This is a genomic window from Streptomyces sp. NPDC057136, from assembly GCF_042670885.1.
Classification (GTDB): domain Bacteria; phylum Actinomycetota; class Actinomycetes; order Streptomycetales; family Streptomycetaceae; genus Streptomyces.
The window spans coordinates 129,174-145,097 of record NZ_JBHUUV010000020.1 but is presented as its reverse complement, the minus strand read 5'-3'; the positions used below and the strand labels follow the sequence as shown (position 1 = coordinate 145,097).

Genomic DNA, 15,924 nt, shown 5'->3' with positions numbered 1-15,924 from the left:
GTCCGGGTGCGCGCCCCACATGTGTTCTCCCCGTGGTCCCGCCGGTCACCAGGCCGTCGCGGCCGAGGTCTTCTCCGACGGCAGCAGCAGCCACAGCGCCAGGTAGAGCAGGAACTGGGGACCGGGGAGCAGACACGAGACGACGAAGATCACGCGCATCGTCCCCGCGGAGGTACCGAAGCGCCGTGCCAGCGCTGCGCACACTCCACCGATCATGCGTCCGTCACGGGGGCGGGCAAGTGCGGCCATGGTGGGCTCCTTCGCGAACCGATGGGGAGCAGCTCCTGTTGTGCTCCCGATGTATCCATAGTGGCCCCGCGAAGGGGTGCAAAGCGTCGCTCTACGGGGCGATACCGACCCTGGAAATCGTCGGGGTCGAGCCCTGAGAAGCCTCGTTCCGACGTCGGGTCGCTGCTCCTCCCGCCCCCGCCCGCTGCCCACGCCGCAGCCGCGCCCGGCAGACCGGCACGACCAGCAGATGCGCGAGCGCCACGCCCACGGTGTTCAGCAGCAGCGAGTCGACGTCGACGACCTGCCCGGGCACCCCCGTCTGTGCCAGCTCGATGGCCAGCGAGATCAGCGCCCCGGCCGCGACGGTACGGGCCAGCGAGGCCCACGGGGATACGAACAGCCGGCCCCCGGCCATCGGCAGCAGCACCCCGAGCGGCGCCAGCAGCAGAAGCCCCGAACCGAACCGGTGCACGGCCTCGACCGGGCCGAGGGCCAGGTCTGCCTTGATACCGGCCAGGGGCTGGAAATTCGCGGCGGTCACCCACGCCACATCCAGGGGGCGCAGGGTCAGCCACCCGACGATCAGCAGATGTGCGGCGAGGAGGATTACCCCCGCCGCGCGGAAGCGGATGACGGCTTGGCCGTCCGAACCTTGACGCACGTCCACCAAGACGCCACGACCGGCAGGATCGGTTCCGCGCTGTCCGAGGAAGTGCTCAGCAGCACAGTACGGCCGGTCTCAGGGCAGTTCGAGCGCGCCGAGCGTGGGCACATCGCCGGGCCGGGTCTTCGTCTCCGACGTACACAGATAGCCCCGGGGCGCGTAGTTCCCCGGGCCGCCGAGTACGACCGTGCCGCCGGTCACCAGCGTCTCGCTGTCCGCGTACGAGCACACGAGCTGCGCCAGCGTCTCGGCCGACAGGTCCTCGGGCTGCTCGTTCAGACGCAGTGTGCCCGCCGGATCGCCCTCGCGGCCCTCGGCGACCCGCAGACCGGCCGGCACGTCGGTGGAGAACCCGGCCTGCCGCTCGTCGGCCTCCGGCTCCTTCTGCAGCTCGTCCAGGAGCACCCGCGCGACGCGGATACGGTCGGGCTTCGCGGCGTCCAGGCGCACCGAACGATTCACGATCATCAGCTGCGAGGCGCAGACCAGATACACCTGGACCTCGATCTCGTCCAGGGCCTGCGCGGTGACGTCATGGGCCGGGGTGCGGCACGGCAACCGGGACGGCGCGGCACCCGCGTCCACCGGCACCGAGGTCGACCTGATCCCGCACCCGGCGGCCAGAGCCGCTCCCGCCAGGACGGCGGCCAGCACCCGGCCGGTGCGCCGCGCCCGGCCGGTGCGGTGTGCGCGGTACGCACGGTCGCTGCGGCTCACGTCGCGCCACCCTCCTCGTTCAGGTCCTCCGCGCCGTGCTCCCCGGCCTCGGAGGTCAGTCGCTCGGCATCGCGGGGCAGCCGCAGTACGAACACCGCACCGTCGCCGTCCGGCGAGTTCGCGGCCGTGATGTCGCCGCCGTGGATGTGCGCGTTCTCCATGGCGATCGACAGCCCGAGGCCACTGCCTTCGGACCGGGGCCGGGAGGCGCTCGCCTTGTAGAAGCGGTCGAAGACATGCGGCAGGACGTCCTCGGCGATGCCCGGACCGTGGTCCCGTACCTCGATGACCAGTTCCTCGCCGACGATCCGTACCGACACGCGTACCGGCGAGCCGCCGTGCTTGAGCGCGTTGCCGATCAGATTCGCCAGGATCACATCCAGCCGACGCGGATCGAGCCGCACCATCATGCCGCGCTCGGCATCCAGATCCACCGCGTCCAGCCAGGCCCGGACGTCGATGCAGGCGGTGACCTGGTCGGCGACATCGACCGTGTCGAGGACGAGACGGGCCGTACCCGCGTCGAAGCGGGTCACCTCCATCAGGTTCTCCACCAGGTCGTTCAGCCTGCGGGTCTCGCTGACCACCAGGTGCACCGCGGGAGCGATCATCGGATCGAGACTGTCGGCCTCGTCCTCCAGCACCTCCGCGACGGCGGTGATCGCGGTCAGCGGGGTCCGCAGCTCGTGCGACATATCGGCGACGAACCGGCGGCTGGACTCCTCCCGCGCGCTCATGTCCGCGACCTTCTTCTCCAGCGCGCTCGCGGTCCTGTTGAACGTACGGGAGAGATCGGCCAGTTCATCGGTGCCGGACACCATGAGCCGGGTGTCGAGCTTGCCCTCGCCGAGCTTGCGGGCCGCGTCGCCCAGCCGCTGCACGGGGCGCAGTACGGTCGTCGCCGCACCCTGGGCGAGCAGCGCCGAGCCGACCAGCGCCAGGGCGGTCGCGATCCCCAGCGACCAGGCCAGCGAGTTGAGATCCTGGCGTTCCTGGTCGAGCGACTTCAGCATGTAGCCGGTCGGACCACCACCGATGATCTTCGTTCCGGCCACCAGGTACGGCCTGCCGCCGATGCTCGTGCGCTGCCAGAACAGGTGGTACTCAAAGGTGTTGCCCGACGTCATGGGCTGCTTCTTGCCCACCTGCTTCTGCAGGGACGCCGGTACGTCCTGCCGGGTGAAGGAATCCAGGTCGGAGTAGCCGACGATCGGCTTGCCCTCGTGCTTGTCGACCAGCAGCACGTGGTAACCGGGACTGCTGCTCGCCATCTGCACGGCGGCGTTCTGCAGATCGTCCCTGGTGGGAGGCGTCGGCAGGGTGGCCGCCCGGTTCTGCATCTGGCGGCGGAAGTCGCCGAGGGCGGAATCCTGCGTACGCGTCAGCACGGCCTCGCGGTTGAGCCAGTACGCGATCCCTGACGCGGACACCGCCGCCGTCAGCGCCACCAGTCCGAACACGACGACGAGCCGCAGTCGCAGACTGGTCCAGCGCAGACCGGTGAGCACGGTCCGCTTCGCGGACTCGCTCACTGAGGCGAGTCCAGCCGGTAGCCCACTCCGCGCACGGTACGGATCAGCGTCGGCGAGGACGGCACGTCCTCCACCTTCGCGCGCAGCCGCTGGACACAGGCGTCCACGAGCCGCGAGTCACCGAGGTAGTCGTGCTCCCACACCAGACGCAGCAGCTGCTGCCTGGAGAGCGCCTGACCGGGCCTGCGGCTCAGTTCCAGCAGCAGCCGCAGCTCGGTCGGGGTGAGCTGAAGGTCCTCGCCGCCTTTGGTGACGGTCATCGCGGAGCGGTCGATGATCACGTTCCCGAACGTCGCGGAGTCCGTGGACTCGCGTTCGCCCCGGCGCAGCACCGCGCGGATACGGGCGTCGAGCACCCGGCCCTGCACGGGTTTCACCACATAGTCGTCCGCGCCGGACTCCAGTCCCACCACGACGTCGATGTCGTCGCTGCGCGCGGTCAGCAGAATGATCGGCAGCTGGTCGGTGCGGCGGATGCGCCGGCACACCTCGAAACCGTCGATCCCGGGCAGCATCACATCCAGCACGACCAGGTCCGGCCGCTGCTCTCGCAGCAGGTTCAGGCCGTCCTCTCCCGTCGCCGCAGTGGCCACTCGGTGGCCCTGGCGTGACAACGAGAGTTCGAGAGCCGTGCGGATGGCGTCGTCGTCCTCGATCAGCAACAGGAAAGGCACGGGGGTCATTCTGGCCCATGGTGGTGCCTCAGTTCGACAGTTGGACGGCTCCAACGGTTCCGGCACGCCCAGGAGGCGGCCTGTGACACGGCTGTGACAGTCGGGGGACAGCGCCATGAAACTGCCCGGGCAAGCTCGTTGGCACATGGAACGAACCGACTCCACCGACGGGGGGCGCGAGATGAACGCAACGCACAGCACCGGCTCGACGAGCGCAGTTGTCACGCGTCTCCACGACGTCGGCCGGGGCACGGAGAAGTCCGGCGTAGGAGGGGGCACCTCCCTGCTCGAGCGAAGTCGAGAGCTCGGGGGAGGGCGGGGGTGCGTTCGCGTCGCCGGGCGTCAGCATCCGTCGTACATGACGGTGGTTGACGCACCCCTCGGAGGTAACGGGGAAAGTGCGTACGGGGAGGTCACGGGGGAGCGGAAGCCCGCAGCGGAGACCGAGGACGCCGAAGCGGTGTTCACGGCCTACGTCCAGGAGCGCCGCGCCTCCCTGTACGCCACCGCCTATCACCTGACCGGCGACCGGTTCGAGGCCGAGGATCTGCTGCAGAGCGCCCTCTTCTCGACGTACCGGGCGTGGGACAGGATCAGCGACAAGGCGGCGGTCGGCGGATATCTGCGCCGCACCATGACCAATCTGCACATCAGCGCCTGGCGCAGGCGCAAGCTCAACGAATACCCGACCGAGGAGCTGCCGGAGACGGTGGGCGACACGGACGCGATGCGCGGCACGGAACTGCGGGCGGTGCTCTGGCAGGCGCTCGCACGGCTGCCCGAACTCCAGCGCACGATGCTGGTCCTGCGGTACTACGAGGGCCGCACCGACCCGGAGATCGCGTCCATCCTCGACATCAGTGTCGGCACGGTGAAGTCGAGCATCTGGCGGTCACTCCGCCGGCTGCGCGAGGACGAGGTCCTCAGCTTCGGCCGTGACGAGGAGGAGTCCTTCGGCGAGCTGGTGGCCTGAGGCGACGGGGGGAACGGGGACGGGGGAACGGCCCGCTGCTTCGGGGGAGGCGGCGGTACGGGTACGGGGGTACGGGGGTAGCGCAACGGGGTCGGACGGGCCGGGGGGGCCTGTCCGACCCCGTTGCGCATGCGTTGCCGCCGGGCGCGGAGCTTGCCGTCCCGCCGGGGCGCTGCCCCGGACCCCGCTCCTCAATCGCCCCCAGACTTCGTCCGGGGGGACCCCCAAGAGGCTTGAAGGATGTCCTCAAACGCCGGACGGGCTTGAGTGTGCCGAGGCTTGCTGGATCGTGCTGGTCCAGGCGGAAATCCAAGCCTGCCCGGCGCTTGAGGACATCCTTGGAGCCGGTCCGGCGATTGAGAACCGGGAGTTCGGGGGCGGAGCCCCCGGTCAGGCCCCGCGTCCCGCCGTCGCCCGTCGGCACCGTCCCGCCGCCGCCGCGGCCAGCCGCCCCAGCGCCTCCTTCTTGCCACACGGATACGCACCCAGCGCCGTCTGACGGGCCACGATCCGCCGCTCGGCCCGCATCAGACGCCAGCCGCGCCGCAGCAGGAACGGCACCGACTTGCGCCCCTCCCGCACATCCCGCAGCAGCCGCCGCCGGAACGTCGTCGTGGGGCGCCCGCGCAGACACAGCGCGTCCGCCAGGAGATCCAGCTCCTGGCAGCGCTCCACGATGTCCGCAGCGAAGATGCCCTCGGCCACGAACAGGGGCGTGCGTTCGATGTGGAACGCCTCGTGCCCGACGCGGGCGCTCGTGGCGATGTCGTACACCGGCACGTCCGTACGCCCCGTGCGGCACAGCTCCGCGACGGCCGCGACCGCCGCGTCCGTGTCCCAGGACCGCACGGAGTCCCAGTCGATGTCCGTGCTGCCCGTGACCACGGGCAGGGTCGGGTCGTCGCCCTCCTTGTAGAAGTCGTCCAGGCGCAGCACCGGCAGACCGGTACGGGCGGCCAGGGAGGACTTGCCTGAGCCGGAGGGGCCCGCAAGCAGCACGACGCGGGTCGGGATCGATTGGGAATTCACAGAACAGAAGTGTGAGGCATTGACCCACGCAGGGGACCCCTCGGAGGTCCTGTTGGTATCGAGCATCACACCTCAACTACTCTGCGCGCACAGACGATTACCCGAACAGGATCGATTCAGGTGGAAAAATCATGGCTCGTCATGCACTGTCTGCACCTTCACGCACCCGGCGCCGCATTCTGCTGCGCGCAGGCCTGACCGTCACCGCGGTGGGCGCGGCGCTCGGTGCGGGAGGTGCGGCCGCCCAGGCCGCGCCGATGCCCGCCGCCCCGGCCACCGGCGCCGACAGCACCCTCGGAGCGGTCACCGAGACGGCCGGGCCGGCGCTGACCGGGGCGCTCGGTTACTCGCTCGCGGGAGGCATCGCACCCGTCACCGACCTTCAGCTCGACCCGCTGGCCGGGACGGGCGTCGACCCGCTGGACAACGCGGTGGGTACCCAGATCGCCGACTTCAAGCCGCTGACCACGGCCGTCCTGACCGACCCGGTGACCAGCGGCGGCGCGCTGAACGACCTGCCGGCCGGCGGGCAGGCGACCGGTCTGCTCACCGGCTGACCCGGTCCCACAACTGCGGGCCGCCCCGTTCCGGCATCCGGAGGGGGCGGCCCGCAGGCCCGTAAGGCCCGTTAAGAGGTCAGTACGAGGAGCCTGCGGCTCCCAGGGCGCCCGTGGGGTGCCAGACCGTCTTCGTCTCCAGGAAGGCCGTCAGACGGCGTGTGCCGGGGTCGGCCGTCCAGTCGGTGCCGTCGTCGGGCCCGTCCGTGTCCACAGGCTGTGGACGAAGGACGCGCTTCATGTTGTCCGCCGCAGCGATCTCCAGCTCCTTCGCCAGAGCGGCGTCGGCGCCCGTGAGGTCGATGGCGTTGACGTCCTGGTGGGAGGCGAGCGGGGCCGCGAGCTCCGCCGTCTTCCCGGACAGGATGTTCACCACGCCGCCCGGAAGGTCGGAGGTGGCCAGCACCTCGCCCAGGGAGAGCGCGGGCAGCGGGGCGTCGGCCGAGGCGATGACCACGGCCGTGTTGCCGGTGGCGATCACCGGGGCGATCACCGAGACCAGGCCCAGGAACGAGGACTTCTGGGGTGCCAGGACCGTGACGACACCGGTCGGCTCGGGTGTGGAGAGGTTGAAGAACGGGCCCGCGACCGGGTTCGCCCCGCCCACGATCTGACCGATCTTGTCGGTCCAGCCCGCGTACCAGACCCAGCGGTCGATCGCCGCGTCGACGACGGCCGCCGCCTTGGACTTCGAAAGGCCCTCGGCATCCGCCACCTCGCGTACGAACTGGTCCTTGCGGCCCTCCAGCATCTCCGCGACGCGGTAGAGGATCTGGCCGCGGTTGTACGCGGTCGCGCCCGACCAGCCGCCGAACGCCTTGCGGGCGGCCACGACCGCGTCACGTGCGTCCTTGCGGGAGGACTGCGGCGCGTTCGCCAGCCACCTGCCCTTGGAGTCGGTCACCTCGTACACCCGGCCGCTCTCGGAGCGGGGGAACTTGCCCCCGACGTACAGCTTGTAGGTCTTGAAGACGCTCAGACGGTTATCGGACATCGAGGTATGCCTCCAGGCCGTGACGGCCGCCCTCGCGGCCGAAGCCCGACTCCTTGTAGCCACCGAAGGGCGACGTCGGGTCGAACTTGTTGAACGTGTTGGCCCAGACGACGCCCGCGCGGAGCTTGCCGGCCACCGCGAGGATGCGGGAGCCCTTCTCCGTCCAGATGCCGGCCGAGAGGCCGTACTGGCTGTTGTTGGCCTTGGCGACCGCCTCGTCCGGGGTACGGAAGGTGAGGACGGACAGCACGGGGCCGAAGATCTCGTCTCGGGCGACGGTGTGCGCCTGGCTGACGTTCGTGAAGAGCGTCGGGGCGAACCAGTAGCCGGACGAGGGGAGTTCGCAGGGGGCGGACCAGCGCTCGGCGCCCTCCGCCTCCCCGGTCTCGACGAGCGCGGTGATCCGGGAGAGCTGCTCCTCGGAGTTGATCGCGCCGATGTCGGTGTTCTTGTCCAGCGGGTCGCCGAGGCGCAGCGTGGACAGGCGGCGCTTCAGGGCGTCCAGCACCTCGTCCTGGACCGACTCCTGTACGAGCAGCCGGGAGCCCGCGCAGCAGACCTGGCCCTGGTTGAAGAAGATGCCGTTGACGATGCCCTCGACGGCCTGGTCGATGGGGGCGTCGTCGAAGACGATGTTGGCGCCCTTGCCGCCGAGTTCGAGGGTGACCTTCTTGTCCGTACCGGCGATCTGGCGGGCGATGGCCTTGCCGACCGCGGTCGAGCCGGTGAAGGCGACCTTGTTCACGTCGGGGTGGCCGACGAGGGCGGCGCCCGCGTCGCCGTAACCCGTGAGGATGTTGACGACACCCTTGGGCAGGCCCGCCTGGCGGCAGATGTCCGCGAAGAACAGCGCGGAGAGCGGGGTCGTCTCGGCGGGCTTCAGGACCACCGTGTTGCCGGTGGCGAGCGCCGGGGCGATCTTCCACGCCAGCATGAGGAGCGGGAAGTTCCACGGGATGACCTGGCCGGCCACACCCAGGGGGCGCGGGTTCGCGCCGTAACCGGCGTGGTCCAGCTTGTCGGCCCAGCCCGCGTAATAGAAGAAGTGCGCGGCGACGAGGGGGAGGTCCGCGTCGCGGGTCTCCTTGATCGGCTTACCGTTGTCCAGGGTCTCCAGGACGGCGAGCTCGCGGCTGCGCTCCTGGATGATCCGGGCGATCCGGAACAGATACTTCGCGCGCTCGGAGCCGGGCAGCGCCGACCACTTCTCGAACGCCCTGCGGGCCGCCTTCACGGCCCGGTCGACGTCCTCGGCGCCGGCCTGCGCGACCTCGGCGAGGACCTCCTCGGACGAGGGGCTGACCGACTTGAAGACCTTGCCGTCGGCGGCCTCGGTGAACTCGCCGTCGATGAACAGCCCGTACGAAGGGGCGATGTCGACGACGGAGCGGGACTCCGGAGCCGGTGCGTACTCGAATGCAGATGCCATGGGGATCAGTCCACCGTCACGTAATCGGGGCCGGAGTAACGGCCGGTGCTGAGCTTCTGGCGCTGCATCAGCAGGTCGTTCAGCAGGCTGGAGGCGCCGAAGCGGAACCAGTGGTTGTCCAGCCAGTCCTCGCCCGCGGTCTCGTTGACCAGCACGAGGAACTTGATCGCGTCCTTGCTGGTGCGGATTCCGCCGGCCGGCTTCACACCGACCTGTACTCCAGTCTGCTCCCGGAAGTCGCGCACGGCCTCCAGCATCAGCAGGGTGTTCGAGGGCGTCGCGTTGACCGCGACCTTCCCGGTCGACGTCTTGATGAAGTCGGCGCCCGCCAGCATCCCGAGCCAGGAGGCCCGCCGGATGTTGTCGTACGTGGACAGCTCGCCGGTCTCGAAGATCACCTTCAGCCGTGCGGAGCCGCACTCCGCCTTCACGGCGACGATCTCCTCGTACACCTTCAGGTAGTGGCCGGAGAGGAAGGCGCCGCGGTCGATCACCATGTCGATCTCGTCGGACCCGGCCGCCACGGCGTCGCGGACGTCCGCGAGCTTGACGGCCAGCGCGGCACGGCCGGCGGGGAAGGCCGTCGCCACGGACGCCACCTTCACTCCTGAGCCGGCCACGGCGGCGACGGCGGTCGCCGCCATGTCGGGGTAGACGCAGACCGCGGCGGTGCGCGGGGTCGTGCGGTCGGTGGGGTCGGGGTTGACGGCCTTGGCGGCGAGAGCCCGGACCTTGCCCGGGGTGTCCGCGCCTTCCAGCGTCGTCAGGTCGATCATCGAGATGGCGAGATCGATGGCGTACGCCTTGGCAGTCGTCTTGATCGATCGGGTACCGAGGGAGGCGGCGCGCGCTTCGAGGCCGACAGGGTCGACGCCGGGCAGCCCGTGCAGGAAGCGGCGCAGCGCACTGTCGGACGCCGTCGCGTCGGCGAATGCAGGTGCAGTGGTGGGCATGGTCACCACATGAGCATATCTACGCGCGTAGCGACCTGTACAGGGCCCCTCCTCCTTCCCGCGCCGCACGCGTTCCTTCCCGCGCCGCACGCGCGCGACACGGCCGCCCGGCCGTGCCGGACGGCCGTCAGGCAGAATCGGGCCCATGACGAGCCCCACGCCTGCCCCCGAGCCGGCCTACGCCGACCGGACCTTCCGTTCGGTCGCCGGTCTGGTCTGCGGTGTGCTGCTGATCGCGCTGACCGCCTGGATCGGCGGCGACGCCCTGTTCCGTGGCGAGGGCCGGACCCCGTGGAAGGCACTTGCGGGGATGCTGGCCGTGATTCCGCTGATCGCGGCGTTCACGGTGCGGCCCGCGGTGTACGCGAACGAGGAGCGCATCCGCATCCGTAACCCGTTCAGGACCATCGTGCTGCCCTGGTCCGAGGTCGCCGACGTACGCGCCGGATACTCGACCGAGCTGTCCACCCACGCGGGCGTCACCTACCAGCTGTGGGCCGTCCCCGTCTCGCTGCGCGAGCGCAAGCGGGCCGCCAGGAAGGCGTCGCGGCAGTCGCAGGACGACCCGCACGGCAGGTCGTCCGTGAACGCCGACGTCCGCGACACCGCGTCACGTATCGCCGCCGCCGACCAGACCGTGGTCGACCTGCGCGAACTGGCCGAGGGAGCCGCACACCGCAAGGACCGCCCCGCCACGGCGACGGCCTCGGTCCGCTGGGCGTACGAGGTCATCGCCCCGGCCGTCGCGGGCACCGTGCTGCTCGTGGTGCTGCTCGCGATCGGCTGAGCCGTACGTGGGCGTGGGCGGGGACGGGGGCGGAACGACACCGGAGACCGATGACCGGGGCTGCCTCCGCCGGGTGCTGGGCGTCCCGCTCGTCCTCCTCCACCTGATGGCCGCCGCCTTCTGCTGGACGGCGCTGACCATCAGGGCTTCGGGCCCGTGGGACGACGGCGCGCTCGCCGGGATCGAGCTGTCGTGCATGCTCACGATCGCGATCGGCGCGGTGGCCCTGCTCATCACGGCAGCACCGTCGGTGCGCCGCGCGATGGGGCCCTGGTGGTTCGCGCCGCCGGTGGCTCTGATCGCGACCGCCGTCGTCCGCTGGGTGCTGCTGGACTGACGGCGGTGCGGTGACGCGGCCGGTCCGGGCGGGTGGCGCGGGCCGCTGGTGCGTGCGGCCGCGCCCCCACCGTCCTGGGCTCAGATTCCCGCGGCCGCCGACAGGTCGTGCTTGATCCCGGCGAGCAGTTCCGCGCCCCTGGCGCGCGCCGCGGGCAGCTCGTCCGCCGAAGCGACCGGCACCACGACCTCCAGATAGCACTTGAGCTTCGGCTCGGTGCCGCTCGGGCGGACGATCACCCGCGCGCCCTTCAGGTGATAGCGCAGACCGTCGGTCGGCGGCAGCAGTTCCGTGCCCTCCGACAGGTCCTCGGCCGAGGTGACGGAGAGGCCCGCCAGGGCGGTGGGCGGCTGCTCCCGCAGGCGCCGCATGGCGTCCGCGATGACCGTCAGGTCCTCCACACGGACCGATAGCTGGTCCGTGGCGTGCAGTCCGTGCGTGACGGCGAGGTCGTCCAGCAGGTCGAGGAGCGTACGGCCCTGCTCCTTGAGCACGGAGGCCAGCTCGGCGACGAGCAGGGCGGCCGTGATGCCGTCCTTGTCGCGTACGCCCTCGGGGTCGACGCAGTAGCCCAGCGCCTCCTCGTAGCCGTAGCGCAGCCCGTCGACACGGGCGATCCACTTGAAGCCGGTCAGCGTCTCCTCGTACCCGAGGCCCGCCTTCTCGGCGATGCGGCCGAGCAGCGAGGACGACACGATCGACTCGGCGAAGGTGCCGGTGACACCGCGGTCGACCAGATGCGTGGCGAGCAGCGCGCCGACCTCGTCGCCGCGCAGCATCCGCCAGCCGCCCGCGACGGCTGCGTCGGGCACCGCCACGGCGCAGCGGTCGGCGTCGGGGTCGTTGGCGATGACGAGATCCGGACCGGACCGGCGCGCGGTCGCGAAGGCGAGATCCATGGCGCCGGGCTCTTCCGGATTGGGGAAGGCGACGGTGGGGAACGCCGGGTCCGGTTCGGCCTGCTCAGCGACGAGTACGGGCTCAGGGAACCCGGCCCGCGCGAACGCGGCGGTGAGCACGGACGTACCGACGCCGTGCAACGCGGTGTAGACGACGCGGGCGGTACGCGGGGAGCCCGCGCCGAGCACCGAGTCCGTACGGGCCAGATAGGCGTCCAGGACCTCGTCGCCGAGGATCTCCCAGCCGTCGTCGGGGCGCGCCACGGTGTCGAGCGGGCCGACCGCCGCGATCGCGTCGGCGATCTCGCCGTCGGCCGGGGGCACGATCTGCGAGCCGTCGCCGAGGTAGACCTTGTAGCCGTTGTCGCGCGGAGGGTTGTGGCTGGCGGTCACCTCGACGCCCGCGACGGCGCCCAGATGCCTTATGGCGTACGCCAGGACCGGGGTGGGAAGCGGGCGGGGGAGCACCGCCGCCCGCAGACCGGCGCCGATCATCACGGCGGCGGTGTCGCGTGCGAAGTCGGCGGACTTGTACCGGGCGTCGTACCCGATGACGACGAGCCCGCCGCCCTGGCCCTGAGCGGTCAGATACGCGGCGAGGCCGGCGGCGGCCCGGATGACCACGGACCGATTCATCCGCATGGGCCCGGCCCCCAGCTCCCCGCGCAGCCCGGCCGTGCCGAACTGCAGGGTGCCCGCGAAGCGCACGGCGAGTTCGTCGAGATCCCCGGAGTCGATGAGCTTGCCGAGCTCGTCACGGGTCTCGGGGTCCGGGTCCTCGGCCTGCCACGTCCTGGCGCGGGCAATGAGGTCCTGCTGCACGGGGTCCGCCTCTCTGGGGGTAAGGGGGGTGGGGCGCGGGCTGCTGCACGGGGGCTCCGCCAAATCTCAGCCCCGCCGGTGTTTGAGGCGCGGGGTCAGGGGCGGAGCCCCAGGGACACGTCAGATGCGGTCCAGGACCCGTGCCAGCAGCGCACCCATCCGGGTGGCCGAGTCGCGGCCGGCCTGAAGGACCTCTTCGTGGTTGAGCGGCTCGCCGGACAGTCCGGCGGCCAGGTTGGTCACGAGCGAGATGCCGAGGACCTCCGCACCCGCCTCGCGCGCGGCGATGGCCTCCAGCACGGTGGACATGCCGACCAGGTCGCCGCCCATGACGCGGACCATGTTGATCTCGGCCGGAGTCTCGTAGTGCGGGCCGGGGAACTGCACGTACACGCCCTCTTCGAGCGTGTCGTCGATCTCCTTGCACAGCGCGCGCAGCCGCGGCGAGTACAGGTCGGTGAGGTCGACGAAGTTGGCGCCGATGATCGGGGACGCCGCCGTGAGGTTGATGTGGTCGCTGATCAGGACCGGCTGCCCGGGGCGCATGCCCTCGCGCAGACCGCCGCAGCCGTTCGTCAGCACGATGGTCTTGCAGCCCGCGGCGACCGCGGTACGGACCCCGTGCGAGACGGCGGCGACCCCGCGGCCCTCGTAGAAGTGCGTGCGGCCCAGGAAGACCAGGACTCGCTTGTCGCCGATCAGGTACGAGCGGATCGTGCCGCCGTGGCCCTCGACCGCCGGCGCGGGGAACCCGGGCAGCTCGGTCACCGGGAACTCGGCCTCCGGTGCGCCGAGCGCGTCGCCCGCGGGGGCCCACCCGGAGCCCATCACGAGGGCGACGTCGTGGGTCTCGGCGCCGGTCAGCTCGCGGAGGCGGGCGGCGGCGTCGGCAGCGGCGGCGTGCGGGTCGCCCTGGATGTTGTCCGGAATAACAGATGCGTTCACGCGGATGAGGGTAGCCGGTGAATCCCTACGCGCGTAGATGACTATGCGCAGACACTGACCGGACCTGTTCGTACTTTCCTACAGGAGTGAGGCGTGCCCGGCGCTCAGCAGGGGCGCTTGCGGAGCTCCATCACATAGTCGTGCGGGGCCCCGGCCGACTCCGCGGCGTCGGCCACTTCGCCCAGATAGCGGGCCGAGGGCAGCCCGCCCTCGTACCCGTTCAGCACATACATCCAGGCCGGCTCCTCGCCGTCCAGGGTGTGCACCCGTACCCGCATGCGCCGGTATATGTCGAGGCCGACGCCTTCCCAGCGGTCCATGGAGTCCTCGTCCATCGGCGCGATGTCGTACAGCGCCACGAAGACCTGGGAGCGGGGCGCCTCGACCACCGTGGCCAGCGCGCCTTCCCAGCCCATCTGCTCCCCGCCGAACGTCAGCCGCCAGCCGTTGAGCCAGCCGGTGCCGCGCAGCGGGGAATGCGGAGCGCGGCGCGTCATCAGCCGCGCGTCGAGGTTGCCGGCGTACGCGGCGTAGAGCGACATGTGGTCGAGGGTACGGGAGGTGGCAGCGGGAGTGCCGGTTGCTGAGCGCAAGGGACCGCCGGAACGCCCCGTTGGTGCACGCCGGACCCGGTTCCGGCGGGCCCCGCCCACGTATGGAGGGCCCCGGGGCGAAGCACTTTGGCGGGTGCGGGACAATGGCGTACGTACTGCATTCCCCCGGGGTGATCCCCCGGACCCCGGCCGCGGCGGCAAACGGCCGCGGGATGACACCACGCGAGGCGGACTTTTCGTGACCCGGATCGTGATCATCGGCGGCGGCCCCGGCGGCTACGAGGCAGCACTGGTGGGCGCCCAGCTCGGCGCGGAGGTGACCGTCGTCGACTGCGACGGCCTCGGCGGCGCGTCGGTACTCACCGACTGCGTGCCCTCCAAGACCCTGATCGCGACGGCAGAGGTGATGACCACCTTCGACTCTTCGTACGAGGAGTTGGGCATCATCGTCGCGGACGACACGCCGCACATGGAGCAGGCGGCGCGTGTGGTCGGTGTCGACCTCGGCAAGGTCAACCGACGGGTCAAGCGCCTCGCGCTCGCCCAGTCCCACGACATCACCGCGTCCGTCACCCGCGCGGGTGCGCGCGTGATGCGCGGCCGCGGCCGGCTGGAGGGTCTCCAGGCCGCCGACGGCTCCCGGCAGGTCGTGGTGACCGCCGCCGACGGTACGGAGGAGTCGCTGACCGCCGACGCCGTGCTCGTCGCGACCGGCGGACACCCCCGGGAGATCCCGGATGCGCTCCCCGACGGCGAGCGCATCCTGAACTGGACCCAGGTCTACGACCTCGACGAGCTCCCCGAGGAGCTCATCGTCGTCGGCTCCGGCGTTACCGGCGCCGAGTTCGCCGGTGCCTACCAGGCCCTCGGCTCGCGCGTCACGCTCGTCTCCTCCCGCGACCGCGTGCTGCCCGGCGAGGACCCGGACGCCGCCGCGGTCCTGGAGGACGTCTTCCGCCGTCGCGGCATGAACGTCATGGCCCGCTCCCGCGCCCAGTCCGCCAAGCGGGTGGGCGACCGGGTCGAGGTCACCCTCGCCGACGGACGCGTCATCTCCGGCTCGCACTGCCTGATGGCGGTCGGCGCGATCCCGAACACCGCGGGCATGGGCCTGGAGGAGGCCGGGGTCCGTCTCAAGGACTCGGGCCACATCCTGACCGACCGGGTCTCCCGCACCAGCGTCCCCGGTGTGTACGCGGCCGGCGACGTCACCGGGATCTTCGCGCTGGCCTCGGTCGCCGCGATGCAGGGCCGGATCGCGATGTACCACTTCCTCGGTGACGCGGTCGCCCCGCTGAACCTGAAGACCGTCTCGTCCAACGTGTTCACCGACCCCGAGATCGCGACCGTCGGCTACAGCCAGGCCGATGTCGACGCGGGCAAGATCGACGCCCGGGTCGTCAAGCTGCCGCTGCTGCGCAACCCGCGAGCCAAGATGCAGGGCATCCGGGACGGCTTCGTCAAGATCTTCTGCCGGCCCGGCACCGGCATCGTGGTCGGCGGCTGTGTCGTCTCCCCGCGCGCCAGCGAGCTGATCCACCCGATCTCGATCGCGGTCGACAACAACCTGACGGTGGAACAGATCGCAAACGCTTTCACCGTGTACCCGTCCCTGTCCGGATCGATCGCAGAAGTGGCCCGGCAGCTGCACACCCGGAAGCTCACGGGCGACTCGTAGGGCCCCCACGGGACCCGGCAATCCCCTGCAACTCCCGGCAACCCGGACGGGCCGGCGGAGCGTTTGTGACCGCTCCCGTCCGGTCTCTTACGACTCCGTCACAACAGTGGGGCCGCCTATACCACTTGGCTGCCCCATTCATGTGCAAC

17 protein-coding genes are annotated in these 15,924 nt (G+C 70.9%); 5 read left to right on the top strand and 12 right to left on the bottom strand.

Annotation, left to right across the window (positions count from 1 at the left end; translation table 11 throughout):
* Positions 1-45 precede the first annotated feature (45 nt).
* From ACFT7S_RS23645 to afsQ1, 5 genes are all read right to left on the bottom strand, one after another.
* Positions 46-249, bottom strand: coding sequence for a PspC domain-containing protein (locus tag ACFT7S_RS23645; protein WP_382735025.1), 204 nt, complete (start codon positions 247-249; stop codon positions 46-48).
* A gap of 91 nt (positions 250-340) precedes the next feature.
* Positions 341-898, bottom strand: a complete 558-nt coding sequence (locus tag ACFT7S_RS23640; RefSeq protein ID WP_382735023.1) for a VanZ family protein — start codon at positions 896-898, stop codon at positions 341-343.
* Positions 899-970: 72 nt separating this feature from the next.
* On the bottom strand, positions 971-1,612 hold the full coding sequence (locus ACFT7S_RS23635) for a hypothetical protein (RefSeq protein WP_382735021.1): 642 nt from the start codon (positions 1,610-1,612) through the stop codon (positions 971-973).
* A complete protein-coding gene (locus ACFT7S_RS23630) occupies positions 1,609-3,144 on the bottom strand; it encodes an ATP-binding protein (protein WP_382735019.1) in 1,536 nt (511 codons plus the stop codon). The genes ACFT7S_RS23635 and ACFT7S_RS23630 overlap by 4 nt, the downstream gene beginning before the upstream one ends.
* Positions 3,141-3,818 (bottom strand): two-component system response regulator AfsQ1, encoded by a 678-nt coding sequence (gene afsQ1, locus ACFT7S_RS23625; protein WP_173315383.1) that lies wholly within the window; start codon positions 3,816-3,818, stop codon positions 3,141-3,143. The genes ACFT7S_RS23630 and afsQ1 overlap by 4 nt, the downstream gene beginning before the upstream one ends.
* Positions 3,819-3,999: 181 nt before the next feature.
* Here afsQ1 and ACFT7S_RS23620 point away from each other — a divergent pair, with 181 nt between their 5' ends.
* Positions 4,000-4,791: a SigE family RNA polymerase sigma factor gene (locus ACFT7S_RS23620; RefSeq protein WP_382735034.1), complete on the top strand. Its 792-nt coding sequence runs from the start codon at positions 4,000-4,002 to the stop codon at positions 4,789-4,791.
* Positions 4,792-5,181: 390 nt separating this feature from the next.
* Here the strand turns inward: ACFT7S_RS23620 and ACFT7S_RS23615 are convergent, their stop codons facing one another.
* The gene (locus ACFT7S_RS23615; RefSeq protein WP_382735017.1) at positions 5,182-5,886 is read right to left on the bottom strand and encodes a uridine kinase; all 705 of its coding nucleotides are present in this window, start codon (positions 5,884-5,886) and stop codon (positions 5,182-5,184) included.
* Positions 5,887-5,951: 65 nt separating this feature from the next.
* Between ACFT7S_RS23615 and ACFT7S_RS23610 the strand changes: the two genes are divergently transcribed.
* Positions 5,952-6,377 (top strand): hypothetical protein, encoded by a 426-nt coding sequence (locus ACFT7S_RS23610; protein WP_382735015.1) that lies wholly within the window; start codon positions 5,952-5,954, stop codon positions 6,375-6,377.
* 79 nt (positions 6,378-6,456) lie between these two features.
* On the opposite strand, the gene ACFT7S_RS23605 is transcribed toward ACFT7S_RS23610, so the two are convergent.
* Genes ACFT7S_RS23605 through deoC form a run of 3 tightly spaced genes read right to left on the bottom strand, consistent with a single transcriptional unit; the run spans position 6,457 to position 9,753 of the window.
* A complete protein-coding gene (locus ACFT7S_RS23605; RefSeq protein WP_382735013.1) occupies positions 6,457-7,371 on the bottom strand; it encodes an aldehyde dehydrogenase family protein in 915 nt (304 codons plus the stop codon).
* Positions 7,361-8,800, bottom strand: coding sequence for an aldehyde dehydrogenase family protein (locus ACFT7S_RS23600; RefSeq protein WP_382735011.1), 1,440 nt, complete (start codon positions 8,798-8,800; stop codon positions 7,361-7,363). Before ACFT7S_RS23600 ends, ACFT7S_RS23605 begins: the two co-directional genes overlap by 11 nt.
* 5 nt (positions 8,801-8,805) lie before the next feature.
* Positions 8,806-9,753: a deoxyribose-phosphate aldolase gene (deoC, locus tag ACFT7S_RS23595; protein WP_382735009.1), complete on the bottom strand. Its 948-nt coding sequence runs from the start codon at positions 9,751-9,753 to the stop codon at positions 8,806-8,808.
* Between the two features lie 145 nt (positions 9,754-9,898).
* On the opposite strand from deoC, the gene ACFT7S_RS23590 reads away from it, so the two are divergent.
* Both ACFT7S_RS23590 and ACFT7S_RS23585 read left to right on the top strand, forming a co-directional pair.
* On the top strand, positions 9,899-10,540 hold the full coding sequence (locus ACFT7S_RS23590) for a PH domain-containing protein (protein ID WP_382735007.1): 642 nt from the start codon (positions 9,899-9,901) through the stop codon (positions 10,538-10,540).
* Positions 10,541-10,547: 7 nt separating this feature from the next.
* On the top strand, positions 10,548-10,877 hold the full coding sequence (locus ACFT7S_RS23585; RefSeq protein WP_382735005.1) for a hypothetical protein: 330 nt from the start codon (positions 10,548-10,550) through the stop codon (positions 10,875-10,877).
* An 80-nt stretch (positions 10,878-10,957) separates the two neighbouring features.
* On the opposite strand, the gene ACFT7S_RS23580 is transcribed toward ACFT7S_RS23585, so the two are convergent.
* The 3 genes from ACFT7S_RS23580 to ACFT7S_RS23570 all read right to left on the bottom strand — a co-directional run bounded on the left by ACFT7S_RS23580 (position 10,958) and on the right by ACFT7S_RS23570 (position 14,085).
* Positions 10,958-12,598: a phospho-sugar mutase gene (locus tag ACFT7S_RS23580; RefSeq protein ID WP_382735003.1), complete on the bottom strand. Its 1,641-nt coding sequence runs from the start codon at positions 12,596-12,598 to the stop codon at positions 10,958-10,960.
* A gap of 120 nt (positions 12,599-12,718) precedes the next feature.
* Positions 12,719-13,543 carry a purine-nucleoside phosphorylase gene (locus ACFT7S_RS23575; RefSeq protein ID WP_382735001.1) on the bottom strand — a complete coding sequence of 275 codons (825 nt, stop codon included), beginning with the start codon at positions 13,541-13,543 and terminating at the stop codon, positions 12,719-12,721.
* A 104-nt stretch (positions 13,544-13,647) separates the two neighbouring features.
* A complete protein-coding gene (locus ACFT7S_RS23570; protein ID WP_328905483.1) occupies positions 13,648-14,085 on the bottom strand; it encodes a gamma-glutamylcyclotransferase in 438 nt (145 codons plus the stop codon).
* Positions 14,086-14,335: 250 nt separating this feature from the next.
* Here ACFT7S_RS23570 and ACFT7S_RS23565 point away from each other — a divergent pair, with 250 nt between their 5' ends.
* Positions 14,336-15,775 carry an NAD(P)H-quinone dehydrogenase gene (locus ACFT7S_RS23565; protein ID WP_382734999.1) on the top strand — a complete coding sequence of 480 codons (1,440 nt, stop codon included), beginning with the start codon at positions 14,336-14,338 and terminating at the stop codon, positions 15,773-15,775.
* Positions 15,776-15,924 lie beyond the last annotated feature (149 nt).